Origin of the sequence: Priestia aryabhattai (genome assembly GCF_023715685.1) — a bacterium.
Lineage (GTDB): Bacteria > Bacillota > Bacilli > Bacillales > Bacillaceae_H > Priestia > Priestia aryabhattai_B.
Window position 1 is genome coordinate 786,447 of sequence record NZ_JAMBOQ010000002.1, and the last position, 19,194, is coordinate 805,640.

The 19,194-nt window shown below is 38.8% G+C and carries 19 protein-coding genes and 2 riboswitches; of the genes, 16 read left to right on the forward strand and 3 right to left on the reverse strand.

Annotated elements, in window-relative coordinates:
- The 6 genes from M3225_RS10910 (at position 1) to M3225_RS10935 (ending at position 5,837) form a co-directional block, all read left to right on the forward strand.
- Positions 1–1,422, forward strand: a complete 1,422-nt coding sequence (locus tag M3225_RS10910) for a non-oxidative hydroxyarylic acid decarboxylases subunit C (protein ID WP_251393285.1) — start codon at positions 1–3, stop codon at positions 1,420–1,422.
- Positions 1,423–1,438: 16 nt separating this feature from the next.
- Positions 1,439–1,663, forward strand: a complete 225-nt coding sequence (locus M3225_RS10915) for a non-oxidative hydroxyarylic acid decarboxylases subunit D (RefSeq protein WP_251393286.1) — start codon at positions 1,439–1,441, stop codon at positions 1,661–1,663.
- Positions 1,664–1,686: 23 nt separating this feature from the next.
- The gene (locus M3225_RS10920; RefSeq protein WP_251393287.1) at positions 1,687–2,157 is read left to right on the forward strand and encodes a pyridoxamine 5'-phosphate oxidase family protein; all 471 of its coding nucleotides are present in this window, start codon (positions 1,687–1,689) and stop codon (positions 2,155–2,157) included.
- A gap of 112 nt (positions 2,158–2,269) precedes the next feature.
- Positions 2,270–2,746 carry a hypothetical protein gene (locus M3225_RS10925; protein ID WP_251393288.1) on the forward strand — a complete coding sequence of 159 codons (477 nt, stop codon included), beginning with the start codon at positions 2,270–2,272 and terminating at the stop codon, positions 2,744–2,746.
- Positions 2,747–3,164: 418 nt separating this feature from the next.
- Positions 3,165–4,868, forward strand: a complete 1,704-nt coding sequence (locus tag M3225_RS10930; RefSeq protein WP_251393289.1) for an NAD-dependent malic enzyme — start codon at positions 3,165–3,167, stop codon at positions 4,866–4,868.
- 12 nt (positions 4,869–4,880) lie between these two features.
- Positions 4,881–5,837, forward strand: coding sequence for an AEC family transporter (locus tag M3225_RS10935; protein WP_251393290.1), 957 nt, complete (start codon positions 4,881–4,883; stop codon positions 5,835–5,837).
- Positions 5,838–5,882: 45 nt separating this feature from the next.
- On the opposite strand, the gene M3225_RS10940 is transcribed toward M3225_RS10935, so the two are convergent.
- Positions 5,883–7,061: an NAD(P)/FAD-dependent oxidoreductase gene (locus tag M3225_RS10940; RefSeq protein WP_098621972.1), complete on the reverse strand. Its 1,179-nt coding sequence runs from the start codon at positions 7,059–7,061 to the stop codon at positions 5,883–5,885.
- Positions 7,062–7,094: 33 nt separating this feature from the next.
- Complete coding sequence (locus M3225_RS10945; RefSeq protein ID WP_013057327.1) at positions 7,095–7,547, reverse strand: DUF1641 domain-containing protein; 453 nt, start codon at positions 7,545–7,547, stop codon at positions 7,095–7,097.
- 430 nt (positions 7,548–7,977) lie between these two features.
- Between M3225_RS10945 and M3225_RS10950 the strand changes: the two genes are divergently transcribed.
- The 5 genes from M3225_RS10950 (at position 7,978) to M3225_RS10970 (ending at position 11,741) form a co-directional block, all read left to right on the forward strand.
- Positions 7,978–8,394, forward strand: coding sequence for a hypothetical protein (locus M3225_RS10950; protein WP_251393291.1), 417 nt, complete (start codon positions 7,978–7,980; stop codon positions 8,392–8,394).
- A complete protein-coding gene (locus M3225_RS10955; RefSeq protein ID WP_251393292.1) occupies positions 8,391–9,674 on the forward strand; it encodes an ammonium transporter in 1,284 nt (427 codons plus the stop codon). Before M3225_RS10950 ends, M3225_RS10955 begins: the two co-directional genes overlap by 4 nt.
- A 134-nt stretch (positions 9,675–9,808) precedes the next feature.
- On the forward strand, positions 9,809–10,006 hold the full coding sequence (locus tag M3225_RS10960; RefSeq protein ID WP_013057324.1) for an IDEAL domain-containing protein: 198 nt from the start codon (positions 9,809–9,811) through the stop codon (positions 10,004–10,006).
- 185 nt (positions 10,007–10,191) lie between these two features.
- Positions 10,192–11,349 carry a hypothetical protein gene (locus M3225_RS10965; RefSeq protein ID WP_251393293.1) on the forward strand — a complete coding sequence of 386 codons (1,158 nt, stop codon included), beginning with the start codon at positions 10,192–10,194 and terminating at the stop codon, positions 11,347–11,349.
- 14 nt (positions 11,350–11,363) lie between these two features.
- Positions 11,364–11,741 (forward strand): hypothetical protein, encoded by a 378-nt coding sequence (locus tag M3225_RS10970; protein WP_251393294.1) that lies wholly within the window; start codon positions 11,364–11,366, stop codon positions 11,739–11,741.
- Between the two features lie 39 nt (positions 11,742–11,780).
- Here M3225_RS10970 and brnQ read toward each other — a convergent pair whose 3' ends face one another.
- A complete protein-coding gene (brnQ, locus tag M3225_RS10975) occupies positions 11,781–13,136 on the reverse strand; it encodes a branched-chain amino acid transport system II carrier protein (protein WP_251393295.1) in 1,356 nt (451 codons plus the stop codon).
- 386 nt (positions 13,137–13,522) lie between these two features.
- Here brnQ and M3225_RS10980 point away from each other — a divergent pair, with 386 nt between their 5' ends.
- The 5 genes from M3225_RS10980 (at position 13,523) to cobJ (ending at position 19,187) form a co-directional block, all read left to right on the forward strand.
- The gene (locus M3225_RS10980; protein WP_251393296.1) at positions 13,523–14,794 is read left to right on the forward strand and encodes a cation:dicarboxylate symporter family transporter; all 1,272 of its coding nucleotides are present in this window, start codon (positions 13,523–13,525) and stop codon (positions 14,792–14,794) included.
- Between the two features lie 107 nt (positions 14,795–14,901).
- Complete coding sequence (locus M3225_RS10985; protein ID WP_251393297.1) at positions 14,902–15,939, forward strand: M42 family metallopeptidase; 1,038 nt, start codon at positions 14,902–14,904, stop codon at positions 15,937–15,939.
- A 345-nt stretch (positions 15,940–16,284) separates the two neighbouring features.
- Entirely contained in the window at positions 16,285–16,443 is a 159-nt protein-coding gene (locus M3225_RS10990; protein WP_013057318.1) for a hypothetical protein, read from the forward strand.
- A 146-nt stretch (positions 16,444–16,589) separates the two neighbouring features.
- Positions 16,590–16,768: riboswitch (cobalamin riboswitch) on the forward strand.
- Between the two features lie 120 nt (positions 16,769–16,888).
- Positions 16,889–17,067: riboswitch (cobalamin riboswitch) on the forward strand.
- A 103-nt stretch (positions 17,068–17,170) separates the two neighbouring features.
- Complete coding sequence (locus M3225_RS10995; RefSeq protein WP_251393298.1) at positions 17,171–17,551, forward strand: (2Fe-2S) ferredoxin domain-containing protein; 381 nt, start codon at positions 17,171–17,173, stop codon at positions 17,549–17,551.
- A gap of 13 nt (positions 17,552–17,564) precedes the next feature.
- The gene (gene cobJ / locus M3225_RS11000; protein WP_116071872.1) at positions 17,565–19,187 is read left to right on the forward strand and encodes a precorrin-3B C(17)-methyltransferase; all 1,623 of its coding nucleotides are present in this window, start codon (positions 17,565–17,567) and stop codon (positions 19,185–19,187) included.
- Positions 19,188–19,194: the final 7 nt, after the last annotated feature.

Genomic DNA, 19,194 nt, shown 5'->3' on the forward strand with positions numbered 1-19,194 from the left:
ATGGCTTATAAAGACTTTAGAGATTTCCTTGATACGCTACATAAAGAAGGGCAGCTGCTGACGATTACAGATGAAGTGCAGCCTGATCCTGATTTGGGTTCAGCAGGTCAAGCCATCAGTAATTTAGGAGATCAAACGCCGGGGTTATTATTCACTAACATTTATGGATACAACAATGCGAAGGTAGCTTTAAACATAATGGGCTCCTGGTCAAATCACGCGTTAATGATGGGACTGCCTAAATCAACTCCTGTAAAAGAACAATTCTTTGAGTTTGCCCGGAGATATGAAAAATTTCCTGTCAAAGTGAAAAGAGAAGAAACAGCGCCATTTCATGAGTGTGAAATAACAGACGATATTAACTTATTCGACCTTTTGCCGTTGTTTCGCTTAAATCAAGGAGACGGAGGCTATTATCTAGATAAAGCGTGTGTTATTTCTCGTGATCAGCATGATAAGGAGAACTTCGGTAAACAAAATGTAGGTATATACCGTATGCAGGTCAAAGGGAAAGACCGTCTAGGCATTCAGCCCGTGCCACAGCATGATATTGCCATTCATTTAAAACAAGCCGAAGAAAAAGGTGAAAACCTCCCTGTAACAATTGCTTTAGGATGTGAACCTGCAATTGTTACAGCAGCTGCTACGCCGCTTCATTACGATCAATCAGAGTATGAAATGGCAGGAGCTATTCAAGGTGAACCCTACAGAATTGTGAAATCTAAACTTTCTGACTTAGATGTACCTTGGGGAGCAGAAGTTATTTTAGAAGGAGAAATCTTAGCCGGTGAACGTGAGTATGAAGGTCCTTTTGGTGAATTTACAGGTCATTACTCCGGTGGCAGAAGCATGCCTGTTATCAAAATCAATCGTGTCTATCATCGAAAAGATCCTATTTTTGAAAGTTTATACATCGGTATGCCTTGGACAGAAACAGATTATTTAATTGGAATCAATACAAGCGTTCCTTTATATCAGCAGCTAAAAGAAGCATACCCTGAAGAAATCGAAGCCGTGAACGCGATGTATACGCATGGGCTTGTTGCTATCATTTCAACGAAAAGCCGATACGGAGGGTTTGCTAAGGCTGTTGGTATGAGGGCATTAACTACGCCGCACGGATTAGGATATTGCAAGCTAGTTATCTTAGTAGATGAAGACGTGGATCCATTTAATTTACCGCAAGTCATGTGGGCGCTATCAACAAAAATGCACCCAAAACATGATGTTATAACAGTGCCTAATCTCTCGGTTCTTCCGCTTGATCCAGGATCTGAGCCAGCTGGTATTACAGATAAAATGATTTTGGATGCTACAACACCAGTTGTCCCAGAAACAAGAGGTCACTACTCACAGCCTTTAGATACACCTCTTGAAACTGAAAAATGGGAAAAAATCTTAACGAATATGATGCAAAAATAACCAAGGAGGAATCAACATGCATACTTGTCCGAGATGTGAAGCCAAACAAGCGAATTTAGTGTCTAAATCACCCGTTGAAGGAGCTTGGGAAATTTACTTGTGCAACATTTGTTTGTTTACCTGGCGTTCTTCTGAACCTGAAACCATCACCAATCCTGAAAAATACCCTCGACCATTTAAAGTTAACCCAAAAGATGTACCGCTAGCGACGCATGTGCCTCCTGTGCCACCCCAATCTTAATAAGCAAAGGTGGTGTAAGTAAAATGAATAAAACAGAGCTGCCAAAAGCCGTGCGTTCATTCTTAAATGGAAAAGGCTTAGAAAGAAAACAGCATGATGCGATGCTGCTATCTACAGTGACATCCGAGGGTTTTCCTCATGTAGCAATGATTAGCGCAGGAGAGCTGGTAGCTATTAGCTCTTCACGCGTCAAGCTGTTAATATGGAAAGATACAACGTCTTCAAAAAACATGATACAGAATCATAAAGCAACCGTTACATTAGTTATGGAAGGAAAAGCTTATTACATTAAACTTTTGCTAAAAAAAGAAGCTTCTGTGTTATCAGGATATGAGTTATTTACGGGAGAAGTAGCCGCTGTTAAAGAAGATTACGCAAAATATGCAGTTTTGACATCAGGAATTCAATTTCAGCTTCATCATCCTAAAGAGGTACTAAGCCGGTGGGAGAAATCTATTGAGGCTGTTCTTTCCACTGAAAAAACCGATTCTTAAAAATAAGAATCGGTTTTTAGCTGTAGTGAAATTTTTTTAAATAGCATGCCAACTGGATTTTTAATAGGTATTCACTATTGGTAAATGTTTACCTGAAGTTAAACAAAAAGAAATGGCTTTTGCCAAAGCTATTTACGAGTCTACATCCGTTGAAGACAAAGAAGCAGCAAAAAAACAAGCGGGTCCACTATTACACAAAGCTTTAGCGGATCACCCAATCTTCAACCAAATTGCTCCTATGTCCAAAGATGTTTCGTTTATGACAGGATCAACCGATGTCGCAGATGTTAGCTGGAATGTTCCAACTGCCCAGTGCGTGACGGCAACATGGGCTTATGCTACGCCGTTTCATACATGGCAAGCTGTTGCTCAAGGGAAAACCGAGTATGCCCATGATGCGATGTTGTTAGCTGGAAAAGCCATTGCGGCTACGGCGATTGAAATGATAGAAAATCAAGAGCTGATTAGTAAAGCCAAACAAGAGCTAGAGGATAGGCTAGAAGGGGAAAGTTATGAATGTTTTGTGCCTTTACATATACAGCCCCCTAATTATTCAGAAAGTGAGCAAGAAGCCTATAGCGTGGTATAAAAAAAGAGGCTGGGACAAAAGTATTTTAGTTGAAGGAAGATCCGAACGATGAATCGTTCGGACTTTTTCATTGTGATGGTGAACGTAGATTTCATGTATGTAGTGGCTTCTAGCTGTTGATTGGAGGGCAAGGCGAAGACTCCTGCGGGAAAAGCGGAATAGGTGAGACCCCCGCAGGAGCGTAAGCGACGAGGAGGCTCATCGGCCGCCCGCGGAAAGCGAAGTCTTGCACGGAAATCAACAGCGGTGTAACAAGTGATCCATACTAGCTCATTTATCCAATTTGTTCGTCTTTAGATTGGATTGATTTAATTATGTCTCAATCTCTTTTTTGTTTTTATTAAAAATAAATGGTTAAAAATATATCTCTTTGCTGAACCTAACCCTATCTAATTGTTCACGAAAAGAGGTAAAAAACATGAGAGCATATAAAGTAGAAAAAGATGGTTCAATTTCAACTTCACTAAAAGGAAAATCGGTTTTATCCACTTCTTATTTAAATAAAGGTTCTGCTTTTACTGAAGAAGAAAGAGAAGACCTTCATCTGCAGGGACTTCTTCCTCCAACGGTCTTAACGTTAGAAGAGCAGGCAAAAAGAGCATATGAGCAGTTCAAAAAAGCACCGAATGATCTTCAAAAAAATAATTCGTTGAATGATCTACATAATCGGAACGTCGTGTTGTTTTATCGCTTATTAACCGATCATTTAAGTGAAATGCTTCCCATTATTTACACGCCTACTGTAGGTCAATCCATTCAAGAATATAGCCATGAATACCACCGGCCTGACGGCTTATATTTATCCGTAAATGAAGCGGATAGGTTAAGTGATGCGATTGAAAACTTAGGTCTCGACAGCGAAGATATTGATTTGCTTGTTGTAACGGATTCAGAAAGTATTCTGGGCATCGGGGACTGGGGAGTGGGAGGGATAAATATTGCAGTTGGGAAGTTAGCGGTATACACAGCTGCAGCAGGAATTGACCCAAGCCGCGTACTGCCTGTAGTTCTTGACATGGGGACCAATAATAAAAAGCTTCTTGAAGATCCGCTGTATTTAGGGAACCGTCATGAACGAGTAAAAGGAGAAGACTATAATCGCTTTATTGATCAATTTGTAAAAGAAATAACGACCAAGTTTCCTAAAGCCCTTCTTCATTGGGAAGACTTAGGGAATATTAACGCGCGTCACATTATGAAAGAATACGGCGATAAAATTTTAACGTTTAATGATGATATTCAAGGAACGGGAGTGATTACTCTTGCAGCAGTTTTAACAGCGGTGCGTATTACAGGAACGCCTTTAAAAGATCAGCGGGTTGTTGTATTTGGACCGGGGTCTGCTGGAATTGGGAATGCTGATCGTATTCATAGTGCGATGATGCTTGAAGGGTTATCTCAAGAAGAAGCATATGATCGTTTTTGGGCATATGATTACAGAGGTCTATTAACGGAAGATATGGAAGATTTAGCTCCTTTTCAACAGCCTTACGTTCGTCAAAATGAAGAGATTACAGAATGGGAAAAAGACGATGAAAATAAAGTTTCACTGCTCGAGCTCGTAAAGCAAGTGAAGCCAACCATTTTAATTGGAACGTCAGGCGTCACGGATGCTTTTAGCGAAGAAATTATTAAAGAAATGGCAAAACATGTAGAGCGTCCGGTAATCATGCCGCTTTCAAACCCAACTAAACTTGCTGAAGCTGTTCCAGAAAATATTATAAAATGGACGGAAGGAAAAGCGCTTATTGCAACGGGAAGTCCATTTGAACCTGTTGAATATAAAGGCTATACCTATGAAATTGGGCAGGCAAATAATGCATTTGTGTTTCCGGGCCTTGGTTTAGGAGCAATTGTTGTTCGTGCTCAAAAGTTTACTGAATCTATGTTTGCTGAAGCTGCCAATGCAGTAGCGCGTATAGCAGAAACAGATACAAAAGGAGATACGCTTCTTCCGAATATTAAAGACCTTCAAAAAGTATCAAAGGCGGTTGCTGTGGCAGTTGCCAATGCTGCTGTAAAAGATAACGTAGCAACTGTTACCGAGCAACATGTAAATGAACTTGTAGAAGCAGCGGTATGGCAGCCTGTTTATAAACCTGTTAAGGCAAGAAATGAATGAGGTGAATGATAAATGAGCATAGGTCAAATTTTTCTCATTCTCGCGCCTATCTTTTTTGTCATTTTGCTTGGTTATTTAGCAGGGCATTTTAAAAAATTTGATAAACAAACGTCTAAGGGGCTCAACACATTAGTAACGAAGTTTGCGCTCCCTGCACACTTATTTGTAGGTGTGACGACAACGCCAAGAAAAACACTCATAGACGAATGGCCGTTTTTAGTTGCGCTGATTTTAGGAATCGTCGGGTTTTATCTCATTATATTGCTCATCGTGAAGTATGCAGGGAAGTATACGTTAACTTCTTCTTCTATGTTTGCACTAAACTCAGCTCAGCCAACGTTTGCTTTTATGGGCATTCCGGTACTTGGAGGTTTGTTCGGTGCAGGTGCAGTAGCGATTCCAATTGCAATAACAGGAATCGTGGTGAACGCGATTTTAGATCCGTTGGCAACGATTTTGGGAACTGTTGGACAACGGGGGCGAAAGGAAGGGGAAGAGAAAACAAGTTTATTCAAAGTAACGGTTCATTCTATTTTGCATGGTTTATCTGAGCCTTTGGCATGTGTACCGTTAATTGGAGTGATTTTAACGCTTTGCGGCTTTCAGTCACCTAAACTTTTACAGGATATGCTTGATCAAATCGGAAGTATTACATCGGGAGCGGCTTTGTTTGCAGTAGGAGTAACGATTGGAATTGGTAAAATTAACTTCAGTAAAGGCGCGCTTGGGATCGCTGTCTTAAAAGTAGCAGTTCAACCCATCGTTATGCTCGGAATTGCAGTATGGATAGGATTGTCTTCAGATGAAGTGACAAAAGCTATTTTATTGGTAGCTTTTCCCGGGTCTGCTGTAGCTGCTATGATTGCTTTGCGGTTTGAAAGCTTGGAAAACGAAACGGCATCTGCTTTTGTCATTAGTGCTATTTTATCGTTGGTTACGCTGCCGCTTCTTATTTCTTGGCTTATGTAAATAAAAAAACGAAAGAGGAGAATTCCTCTTTCGTTTTAAGATGGATTAATAAGCTAAGGCAAATAATCCTTTGATATGAGATAAGTAGCGAACGTTACTTGCTTCTTTCATAAGTGATGCTGGTAAACCTTTTAATTGCGTTTTGTTTCCGCCGATTGTACCAATTGCATCTTTGCGTCCAAGACTTCCTAGTGTACCAGAGAAGACAGGAACGAATGATTCCATTGCTCCGCCGCGAATAGCTACTGCTAAGTTCACGCCTACAACTTCACCCATTTGCCAAGCTAATTGAGCAGTAGGTGGGTAAGGGCGACCTTCTGGACCCATTACAACTGCTGAGTCACCAGCAAGGAATACATCTTTATGAGATGTAGATTGTAAGAATTCATTTACAAGTGCACGACCGCGGTTTACTTCGATACCTGAGTTAGCAACTACAGAGTTACCTTGAACTCCGCCAGTCCATACCATTGTTTTTGTTTCAATTTTGCTGCCGTCTTTAAGTTCAACAGTTGTAGCATCCATTTTTGTTACAGGTGTACCAGTAACGAATGTAACGCCACGTTTTGTTAAGCTTGATTGAGCGCGCTCTACTAATTCAGCAGGGAAGCCTGGAAGAACTGTAGGAGCTGCTTCTACACAGTATAGAGAAATTTCTTTTGGATCAACACCGTGTTTTAGACATAGGCTTGGCATTAAGTCAGCGTATTCACCAACAAGTTCAATACCTGTTAATCCGCCGCCGCCAACTACGATTGTACCGTCAGCTTTATTTTTTGTTTTGCTGTATTCAGCGATACAAGTTTCTACGTGTGCACGTAAACGGTTTGCATCATTTACTGATTTAAGAACGAAGCTGTGCTCTTCTAAACCAGGGATACCAAAGTAAGCAGTTTCACTACCTAAAGCTGTAACAAGGTAGTCGTAGCTTAATTTTGTACCATCTTCAAGAGATACTTCACGTTGATCTGGTGAAATTTCTTTTACCGTTGCAATTTTTAAATCAACGTTGTAGTTTTTAAGTAATTTATCAAGTGGTAAAGCTACCGCTTGTTCAGAAACGCCGCCTACAGCTAGACGGTGTAATTCTGTAATGATTTGGTGAGTAGCAAAACGGTTCACTACTGTAATTTTTGCTTCATCCGCACTTAAGTGTTGGCGAGCTGTCATTGCAGTTAATAAACCACCGTAACCGCCGCCTAAAATTAAAATATGTTTTGACATAGTCGATCCTCCGTCCACACTTTTTAATGAAAATTATTTTTGTTTTTCGTTTGTAATGTCTAAATACGCTTGTGCAAAGCGGAATAGTTTTTGAGCTTGTGGATCTTTAAGCATGCGTAATAAACCGAATAAACCGATTGAATTAGAAGCATTTGCTTCTGCACGATCGTTTGCTTCGATTGCAGTAGCTGCAAGACCTTTTACTGTTCCTTCTACCGGCTCGATAAATTCTTTTACTCCACCAAGTAGATCTTCTTTTAATACGTCGTCAGTTAATAATGATTGCGCAACGTCGTAAGTTTTTGTAAGCACCGTTACCATTTCAGATAATTTTGGTAAATTATCTACAAGAACAGTAAGAGCTTCTTGTACTTCAGGCTTTAACAATTGATCTAACACATCCGCTTGACCTTTGTTAACTGCCGCTTCTGTTTGTACAGCAGCATTTTCCTCTGCAGCTGATTTTTGAATAGTTGATTGAGACATGAAAAGTCCTCCTTTGCTGGATACTGTTGCATATGTAGTTCCTAGTTATCTGCTAGACTTCTAAACTACATTGTGAAGTTGTGAAATCTTGCACATAATTCTATTTTAATTTTAATACGAGATAAAATCAACTCATTTCGTTGAAAAAATAGAGTGAAAAACCTCGTAACCCTTTGTTTAATAAAAGTTTATAAAAAATAACGCGAATAATTGCCTAGGTAAATAAAATTAAAATAGGGAACTAACATAATTCCTCTTCCTACGATAAAACAAATAACGTCATATTTCAACACATACGAACTTAATATTCTATAAGTATTAAAAAGATAGGGCGCATTTACTATTTAAAGAGTTTTCAAAAAATTACATTGACTTACTAGAGTGTTCTACATATAATCTAAATATAACATCTTATGTAAGGAGATATAACATGGTTATAGTGGATGAACTTTATCATAATGTGGTCATTACATTGCCTCAATTAAAATTAATTGAATTTATAATGAAGTTAAAAGAAGCTAAAGCACAAGAGATAGAAGATATAAAGACAAAAATTAGTAAATATGAAGAGAAGAAACGTGCTGAAGAAGCTTGGTATCAATCACTATCACCGTTTCGTAAATTTTTTACCGGGCGGCCTTTAAGTCAGCACCAAGCGGTCGAATATATGGTATACGTAAAGGAACGCTTTAAAAAGATTGATCACCTTAAAGCGCAAATGCGAGAACTTCATGACGTACTCGAACTAATAAAAGCAGAAAATGAAGAAACAAGTGAAATTACGCTTTCACCTGCTATTGTACAAGAAATAAAACGACTAAAAAACGGTGGAGGCGTGGCTATATGAGCGTTAATGAACTAAGTTTAGGTATAAATACGACGTGGGTCGTGTTAACAGCCGCGATGATTTTGTTAATGGAAGGCGGCTTTGCCTTGCTAGAGGCAGGATTTGTCCGCTATAAAAATAGCGTGAATATTATTATGAAAGTATTCGCTGATATTACAATAGGAACGCTTTGTTTCTATTTAATTGGTTTTGGATTAATGTACGGAGACGATTTAGGTGGAATTGTCGGTAAAAGCGGCTTTGCGCTATCAGGAAATTTATCGCATCTTGACATTCCGATTGGGCTTGAAACGTTTTGGCTGTTTCAATGTGCTTTTGTTATTGCTGTCATCTCGATTGTTTCTGGAGCGGTAGCAGAACGAATTAATTTTCGTGCATACCTTTTATATGCAATTTTAATGACTACATTTATTTATCCTATAGCCGGCCACTGGATTTGGGGAGGCGGATGGATTAGTAAGTTAGGAATGCTTGATTTTGCCGGTTCGGCAGTTATCCATGCTCTAGGCGGTTTTTCAGCTTTAGCAGCTGCGATAATGATTGGACCAAGAAAAGGAAAATTTACGAAAAATGGAATTAGCTCCGTTTCTCTTCCAAGCAATCTGCCGCTTGCATCAGTGGGTGCTTTTTTATTATGGTTTGGATGGTTCGGGTTTAATGCAGGAAGTACGTTAAGTGCCACCGACGTTAGAATTGGTCACATTGCTGTTGTCACAATGCTATCAGCAGCATCAGGCGGAGCAGCTACTTTATTTTATACCTTATTTCGCTACAACCGTTCAGATGCACCTTCTGTGATAAATGGCTCGCTTGCCGGACTGGTGGGCATTACGGCGGGGTGTGCTTTTGTTAATACACCATCTGCTATTTTTATTGGAGCTGTATCTGGCTTATTAATGATGGCAGCTACAAACTGGCTCGAAGCGCGTCAAATTGATGATCCTGTAGGAGCTTTTCCTGTACACGCTGCTTCGGGAATATGGGGAACGTTGGCTGTGGGCTTGTTTTCTACAGACGGCGGTGTGTTTACAGGAGGAGGATGGACGTTACTTGGTGTTCAACTTCTTGGATTAATCGCTCTATGCGTTTGGGGATTTGTTACAACGTGGATAGGGTTAAAGGTTATTTCCTTTGTGGTTCCGCTTCGATCTACTGAAGAAGAAGAAGAAGTGGGCTTAGATATCAGCTATCATGGTATCATGGCAGCTCATCAAGCTCCTGAATTTATTGAATATGAAAACTACTATGCGGAAGTGAAAGAAAAAACCGCAGATTCTTAATAAAAGGCCGCGCTTTATGAGAAAAGGGCGGCCTTTTTACGTGGAAAAAAATAGATTTAAAATACTCGGTTTAAATGATTGAAAAGTCAGAATATTTGTGTTATATTATAAAAAAGCCAAGGAGTTGATTTCTTATGAAAAAGAATTTACTTAATTCACCGCAAAAATCCAACGGAAAGGTGCTTGATGCATTATTCGCTGAGATGATTTTAGACAAGGCGATTGCAGAATTTCGTAAAGCACAGCTAAAAGAAGAAATCGACCGCACGCTATTAATGAAAAATAAAGAAGAGTTTTTAAAACTCTCATCAGAACTTAAACAAATTTCCTAATTACTTACTATACTTCACACACCATCTATTTTAGATGGTGTGTTTTATTTTTGAGAACTACTAAAATGGATTAATTGGTAATAATTATGAGTATTTACCTATTCAAAACTTTATTTAAATTAATTGTATTGACTTCTTTTGTGGATTTTTTTAACATAAACAAGAATTAAAGAGGAGGGGTTTGGTTGGGACATCTATTATTAGTAGATAGCTTGATTGCAGGTATTATTTGTATTGTGCTGTGGATTTTATTTAGAGCTCACAAAACAAGCAAATTTTTGTATGGGATAGGAATTGTATTTGGTCTTATCTTTGTAATTGGAACGGTTAATCATTCTTCATCTAATACAGAAAATTCGTCAGTTACAGCTGAAAAAGTAGAAGCAAATCAAAAAGACGGTAAAGACACGTCAGAACTTACAACCCTCGTTACTAAGGGAATGACAGATAAAGAATTTCAAAAAGAAAAAGAGAAAGCCGCTTTTCAACAGTCAGGCTTAATTGCGTTAGGTAACGGAGAAGTCGGATATGTGATAAAAGCTGAAGACGGTTACGTTGTAGCTGATACGAACGGCGAAACCATTTCAAACGTTGAAACATTTAAAACGGCTGATGAAGTAGAGCAGTATGAATTAAATGAAGTTAAAAAAGTACATAAAGATGTAAGAACAGTTGATGCTCATTATACGGCTTTAGATTTGGAAAGCTTAGAAGATTTTGATCAAAAAATTAATGAAGTACTAAAGCGCGTCGATCTTACAAAAAAAGAGTTTAATGAACTAAAATTAAAAGATGTTAAAACATTAACTTCTCATGAAGTAGAAGTAATGAAGGCCATTCGTGATTCTGTTTCTCCCATTACAAAAGATACGCTGCTGCAAAAAATGATCCCTGCTAAAGATATTGAAAAATATTTAGATGGATCTTATACAGCACTAGGAGGATATGTAGCTAAAGTCGAAGATGTTCATGATATTACTTCTTACAAAGACTTTGTTGAAAGCTTACGTCTAGATTATACAGATGGTTCAGGTAAAAGACCGTTTCCTGAAGAAGGATTGACGTACGGTGTAATCAAATTTAAATCACAAGCTGTAAGCCACGTTGATATTCCGTACGGAACTGTGTTTGGAGGGAAAACAACAGATGGACCTCCATGTACGCTTAATGGGTTTACAGGGTCTCGAAACGGGGAAACCGTTCCAGAGTTCAAGTTTGATAACTATTATCCACCAGCAAACGGAGCGGAACTATATCAAGTGGTAAATGGGGAAGAAGTACTTTTAGCTACCTATGTGGCAGAAGAAAAACGATTTGTGCCAGCGGTTGCTAAACCAATGTAAAGGACTGTTTTTTTATGATTCGAAAAGGTTTGTATGCAACATACAAAAAACGAGACTACGAATGTTATGAAACGGAAAACGGCTGTGTAAAGCTGATTAGTTATGATAAAAGCGACGTAGCAAATGGATTCATTTCATACAATGACACGACATTCACAAAAGAAGTTCCTAGGGAGGCTGTTGAAGAAGTATTTTTTGTAGCTCCGTATGCTAGTTATCAAAATGAAACATTTGGGGTGTCAGATGCTTCTGATGGTCAGGTGCTTTTGACCACATCTGAAAAAGAAAAAGCTAATAAATATAATTTTCAACGAACGGATAAATATTTATATGAAAAACATGTGTTAAGAGAAGAAGTGAAGTTAATAGAGAAAAAAACCCCTTATTCATAAAACGCCATAATAAAAAGAGGATGCACTCGCATCCTCTTTTTATTTAATCAATTTTCTTGAAGCGTTTCTGTTCGTATTATCATTTGTACGAAGGAAGGTAATACCAAGACCGATTAATCCTCCTACAATAGCAGGAACTACCCAGCCGAGACCCACTCCGTACATAGGTAGAATCGATGTAAATAAATCGTTTACTGCCGCAATTTTGAATCCAGCAGCATTTAAGCCATCAAATAAACTAACGATAAACGTGAAAAGAAGGCTTACTTGGTAGACTTCTGAACGTCCTTTGAATAAAGGGTGTAAGAATGTTAAAGCAATTAACACAATAGCTAACGGATAAATAGCTGTTAAGACCGGAACCGAAATAGCGATTAATTCTGTTAAGCCAAAGTTCGCTACAACGGCGCTGAATGCTGATAAGATGACAGCAATCAACTTATAAGAAACCTTTGGAAACAGCTTATGGAAAAAGGAAGAACAAGATGTTACAAGGCCTACACTTGTCGTTAAACAAGCAACGGTAATCATCAGACCCAAAAGAATTCCTCCGTAAGAGCCAAAGTAGTAATTCGATACTTCAGCCAAAACCGTACCGCCGTTATCAAGACGTCCAAGCTCTGATACACTTGAAGCGCCCATATAGGACAATGCGCTATAAATAAGAGCTAAAATAACGGCAGCGATAGCCGTAGCTTTTGCACAAATTGTAATAATTTGTCGGTTAGTTTTTGCTCCTTTTTCTTTAATTGCATTAATAATAATAATTCCAAAAACAAATGATGCTAGTGTATCCATTGTTAAGTAACCTTCTTGGAAGCCTTTAAAGAATGCGTGTGTTGTATAAGCTTCGCTTGGTGCTTCAAATTTTCCAATTGGGTTCACAACGGCTACAACTACCAATATTCCAATAAACGTTAATTTAATAGGTGTTAAAACTTTTCCTACTAAATCGACAATTTTCGCAGGATTTAGCGAAAAAAAGCACGTAATAGTAAAGAAAATTACCGTGAAAATGATAAGAGGAAGGTGACCTGAATTTTCTGATAAAAAAGGCTTAACGCCAATTTCAAACGAAACACTTCCCGTTCTTGGCATCGCAAAAAGCGGGCCGATTGCCAAGTATAAAATCGTAGTAAAGATTATACCGAAAGCTGGGTGTACACGACTAGCTAAAGACTGTAGGTCCTCTTTTCCGGAAAAACCAAATGCGAGAACGCCTAGAAGAGGCAGACCTACACCCGTTACTAAAAATCCAGCATTTGCTGACCAAATATTGCTTCCGGCAGACTGACCTAACATTGCAGGGAAAATTAAATTACCTGCGCCGAAGAATAGGGCAAAAAGCATAAAGCCAATAACCACTATAAATGAAAAAGGAACTTTGTTTGACACATTAAAACCTCCAAAATTATAAATGCTTTTTATTATCATGTTGAATAATTAAAATTTTCAGAATTTTATATTCGAATAATAAAAATAAACATGTATCGTATTATACTAACCTAAAATGCATATTTCAATATAAAATTTTATTTTTTTAATTTATTCGCTGAAATAGCAAAAATAGAAAAATACGCAGCAAAAAAATCTCGGTATACAACAATCATTTGATATGATAAAACAGAACTGTGAGTTTTAAAGATTTGCATGTGCGGTCTTACATTTTTTTAGTAAAGAGCTGTTTACATAAGATGCTGTGAGGGTGTATATTTATACACGGTTCGTTGAACCGCATATGCTCGATGGATGAAAGTCAACTGTGCGAAAGGAGCAAGAAAGTGAAAAGGTTAGGTCTAGCAACTCAGATTCTAATTGGACTGATTTTAGGCGTAGCTGTAGGTGCTATCTTTTATGGAAGCAATACAGCCATTTCTATTTTACAGCCAGTTGGAGACATATTTATTCATTTAATTAAGATGATTGTCGTACCGATTGTGATTTCAGCATTAATCGTAGCGGTCGCAGGAGTAGGCGATATCAAAAAATTAGGTAAGCTTGGCGGAAAAACCATTCTTTATTTTGAAATTGTTACAACCATTGCTATTGTAGTGGGGATTATTTCCGCAAACTTATTTCACCCTGGTGCAGGGGTTGATATGGGACATATTGAAAAAAGTGATATTTCTCAATATGAGGCAACGGCAAAAACTTCTGAAAGTACAGGGATTGCTCAAGAGCTTCTTCATATTGTGCCGACAAACGTCTTTCAATCGATAGCAGAAGGCGACCTTTTACCAATCATTTTATTTTCCGTGCTGTTTGGTGTTGGCGTAGCTTCGATTGGAGAGAGAGGAAAGCCTGTTTTAGCCTTTTTTGAAGGCGTCTTAGATGCAATGTTTTGGGTAACCAATTTGGTGATGAAATTTGCTCCAGTAGGTGTATTTGCGCTTATTGGCGTTAATATTATAAAGTTTGGTGTCGGATCACTAATTCCATTAGGAAAATTAGTGTTCGCCGTTTACTTCACCATGATTTTCTTTGTGCTTGTGGTTCTTGGAATTATTGCTAAAATGGCTGGAACAAGCATGTTTACGCTGATAAAAGTATTAAAAGATGAGCTGCTTCTTGCTTTTACAACGGCAAGTTCAGAAGCGGTTCTACCGTCTCTTATCAAAAAGATGGAAGACTTCGGTTGTTCTAAATCGGTTACATCGTTTGTAATTCCAACAGGTTACACGTTTAACTTAGATGGTTCAACCATTTATCAGGCGCTGGCATCATTATTTATTGCTCAAATGTACGGCATCGACCTTTCCATTATGGATCAAATTCAGCTCCTTCTTGTTCTGATGTTAACGTCAAAAGGAATGGCTGGTGTGCCGGGGGCATCGTTTGTAGTTGTACTTGCTACACTTGAATCCATGGGCTTCCCTCTTGAAGGCATGGCATTTATTGCAGGAATTGACCGCATTCTTGATATGATGCGTACCACAGTTAACGTAGTAGGAAATGCATTAGCTGCTATTGTGATGTCGAAGTCTGAAGGTGAATTTGATAAGCAAAAATCATTAAATTACACAAACGAATTAAAGAAATCAAACATAGCTTAATACAAAAAAGCCGGGCAGCTGCCCGGCTTTTTTGTTTGTAGCTGCCTGTTATCTTTTTTGAAACATATGGTAAAATAAAAGAAATGAGAGACAAAGGAAGTGTCATAATGACGGAAACTGTTCAGTTAATTAAAAAGCTTGTTTCGATTCCCAGTCCTTCTGGCAATACAGAAAAGGTTATTTCATTTGTCGAAGACTATGTAAAAGAGCTAAATATTCAAACGTATCGCAATCGAAAAGGAGGCCTAGTCGCTACAATTCCCGGTAAAGATACTGATCATCACCGCATGCTGACGGCTCATGTCGATACATTAGGTGCCATGGTAAAAGAAATCAAACCGAGTGGGCGTCTGAAAATCGACTTAATTGGAGGATTTCGCTACAATTCCATTGAAGGAGAATATTGTGAAATTGAAATTTCATCAGGAGAAGTATTTACAGGAACCATCCTTATGCATCAAACATCTGTCCATGTGTATAAAGATGCAGGAAAAGCTGAGCGAAATCAAGAAAATATAGAAATTCGACTGGATGAAAAAGTACATAGTGCAGAAGATGTTCTCAGCCTTGGAATTGAAGTCGGCGATTTTGTTTCGTTTAATCCTCGTGTAGAAATAACAAAAAGCGGTTTTGTTAAATCCCGTCATCTTGATGATAAAGCAAGCGTAGCTTTATTGCTTCAGCTCATTAAAACGATTCAAGAAGAACAAATAGAACTGCCATACACCACGCACTTTCTCATTTCCAATAATGAAGAAATTGGATACGGAGGAAATTCGAACATTACGCCTCAAACAGTAGAATACTTAGCGGTTGATATGGGTGCTATGGGTGATGGGCAATCTACCGATGAATACACCGTGTCTATTTGTGTAAAAGATTCAAGCGGCCCATATCATTACGGTTTGAGAAAACATTTGGTGGAGTTAGCCAAGCAGCATGATATTCAGTACAAATTAGATATTTATCCGTTTTACGGATCAGATGCTTCTGCTGCTATTCGTGCTGGACATGACATCGTACACGGCTTAATTGGTCCAGGAATTGATTCTTCTCATGCGTTTGAGAGAACGCATCAAGATTCATTAAATCATACGTATAAGCTTCTTTATCACTATATTCAGTCAAATATGGTTCAGCTTTAAGAGGTGAATATTTAGTTAATGTATTTTTATGCAAAACAAAGAGCAGGACGGGGTTATTATGTCTGTTCTTTCCTAAAAAGAAGCCGGATAGCCGGCTTCTTTTTTTATAGATACTATACATATTTTTACTGGTGAAGCACCAGTTGATTAAGAAAGCGCCTTTTTTAAAAAGGTATAATACTGCTTAGATCTTTTGTACATTTTGTTCATTTCCAGGAGTTAAAATGTTTTTAAATTTTTAAAATTTTCTTATGACAAGTTTTGTAGAATGGGTTTTCAAAAGGAAATGGTTTCGTCATAATGTGGATATAGCGATCACTACAATAATCGGAGGCGAATCTTTTCATGTGGGTACTGACGGTGTATGCTGGAAAAGAAATGAAAATGTTTGAATTTGAAACTGAAAAGCAGGCGAGAGAAGCTTTTGCAAAAACAAATGGCTGTAAAGTTCTTTCAGAAGTCGTGTATTATAATGATCCTCATTTAACATTGGTAGCTATATAGTAGAAAAACAAGAGCTGATTTTTTGCTCTTGTTTTTTTATAGCCTCTTGTATCTTACGAAAAGAATAGAGTTGAAATAAAAAAAAATGTACGCTATGATATGGTAGTTACTTCTATTATTCTGATAGTTTAAAAGGTTCATATATATCAAACAGCAACAGTAAAGGTGCCAAGAAGGCTTAATAGGGAAACTGGTGAAAGACCAGTACTGCCCCCGCAACTGTAAGTGTGGACGAACGAGTATAACCACTGTGAAAAAATCACGGGAAGGTTCTCAAGTAGAATGATACACAAGTCAGGAGACCTGTCTTTATTGTGAAGTTTCTATTTCTCCGGGGAGCGGGAAGGGAAACGTTGGCTTAAAGTGGCATTCGTGTACACTTTTATTCTGACGTTTTACCCGCTCGCATATTAGCGAAGCGGGTTTTTCTCGTAGCATAAAACTGCATATCGTGCAAAAAAAAGGTGCGTAATATTTACATTGCGTTAAATGGGAAGTCTGGTGTGAAGCCAGCGCGTACCCGCCACTGTGAAGAGGAGCTGATTGCATTTGCCACTGTATTCGGGAAGGCGCAATCAAGTGATGAATCGAAGTCAGGAAACCAGCCTTTTTCTAATGCTAAGCTTACCCTACGGGATATAGGTGGAAGTGCAAAAACTTAGTTTGAATTTTTCTGCGCCTCTATCATTGATAGAGGCGCTTTTTTTTAGTAAAGGAGCGAATGAGTGTGACGACGTGGAACTTAAATGGAACAAAACATCACGTGTTGATTTGTAATGGAAGTAGCTGTATGAGAAAAGGTGGAGAAGAAGCCACGCAAGCTATTCGTAATAAAGTGGGGGAACTGAACTTAGATGAAGCGGTTCATACAACGCGTACGCGCTGTAACGGACGATGCAAAGATGCTCCTGTAGCTATCGTATATCCTTCGGGAGACTGGTACAAGCAGGTCACTGAAAAAGTGGCTCACCGGATTGTCGAAGAGCATTTAGCAGGTGGCTGCAGCTTAAAGGAATCGCTTATTTATGAATATGATCAAAAGGGTTTCGTTTCTCCAGAAAACAGTGACTCCATAGAAGGAATTGACAAAGTAAAAAGTAACGCATAAAGGAGGAGCTAGCATGAAAGGTAAACTGTTAGTTATTGGATTCGGTCCAGGAAGCTTTGAACATATTACACAGCGAGCAAGAGAAGCCATTCAAGAAAGTGATATGATCATCGGTTATAAAACCTATGTGGAATTAATTCAAGGACTGTTAACGAATCAGCAAATTATCAGTACAGGAATGACCGAAGAAGTAAGCCGTGCACAAGAAGCTGTAAAGCAAGCTGAAGCAGGGAAAACCGTGGCGGTTATTTCAAGCGGAGATGCAGGAGTATACGGAATGGCTGGACTTGTGTATGAAGTGTTGATTGAAAAGGGCTGGAAAAAGGAAACGGGCGTAGAGCTGGAAGTAATTCCTGGCATTTCGGCCATTAATTCATGTGCATCTCTCCTTGGTGCACCCGTAATGCATGATGCCTGTACGATTAGTTTAAGTGATCATCTTACGCCTTGGGAGCTAATCGAAAAACGAATTGAAGCAGCTGCACAAGCAGATTTTGTAGTGGCTTTTTATAATCCGAAAAGCGGAAGACGAACAAGGCAAATTGTTGAAGCGCAAAGGATTCTATTAAAATACCGTTCCCCTGATACGCCTGTTGGTCTTGTGAAAAGCGCTTATCGTGACCGTGAAGAAGTCGTAATGACCAATTTAAAAGATATGTTAAATCATGAAATCGGCATGCTGACTACCGTTGTTGTTGGAAATTCCTCTACATTCTTTTACGACGATTTAATGATTACACCGCGCGGGTATCAGCGGAAATATACCCTCAACCAAACAGAGCAGCCGCTAAGACCTCATCAGCGACTTCGAAAAGAAGCAGAACCATGGGCTCTTGATCAAGAGGAGGCTGTAAAGCAATCAGCTTCAGCTATTGAAGCAGTTCAGAACACAAGAGAAGAAACAGCAGCTTCACGAGCCCTTGCAGAAGAAGCGCTTCAAGCAATTTTAGGTGAATCCACTTCTGCGGTCGTACACCAGCCAATCGAGTCTATTTTTGAAGTAGCAGTTAGTCCAGGACTTGCAAATAAGAAATTCACGCCTGTTCAAATGACCACACTAGCAGAAGTTGTTGGTGAAAAAGGTACGATGGAGTATACACCTGACCATCAAATCAAACTGCAAATTCCAACGGCTCATCCAGATATGATCATTGAAAAGCTCCAAGCAGCTTCCTTTTTATTATCTCCGGTCGGAGACGTGTTCACAATCAAAGCGTGTGATTTTTGCGATGGAGAAAAAAGCGATGCCATTCCACATACGGAAGAATTACAAAAACGCCTGGGGGGAATGGACATGCCAAAAGAGCTGAAGCTTGGTATTAATGGATGCGGTATGGCTTGTTACGGTGCTGTTCAAGAAGATATCGGCATTGTCTATAGAAAAGGTGCGTTTGACTTATTTTTAGGAGCTAAAACGGTTGGACGCAATGCGCATTCAGGTCAAATTGTAGCGGAAGGCATAGCGCCCGATGACATTGTTGAAATAGTGGAGAATATTATCCATGAATATAAAGAAAAAGGTCATCCTAATGAGCGGTTTCATAAATTCTTTAAGCGTGTGAAGAACGTCTATGGTTTCGACTATCAAGATATAACACCAAAAATAAAAGTAGAACCAGCTCCGTGCGGAGATTAAGAAATGG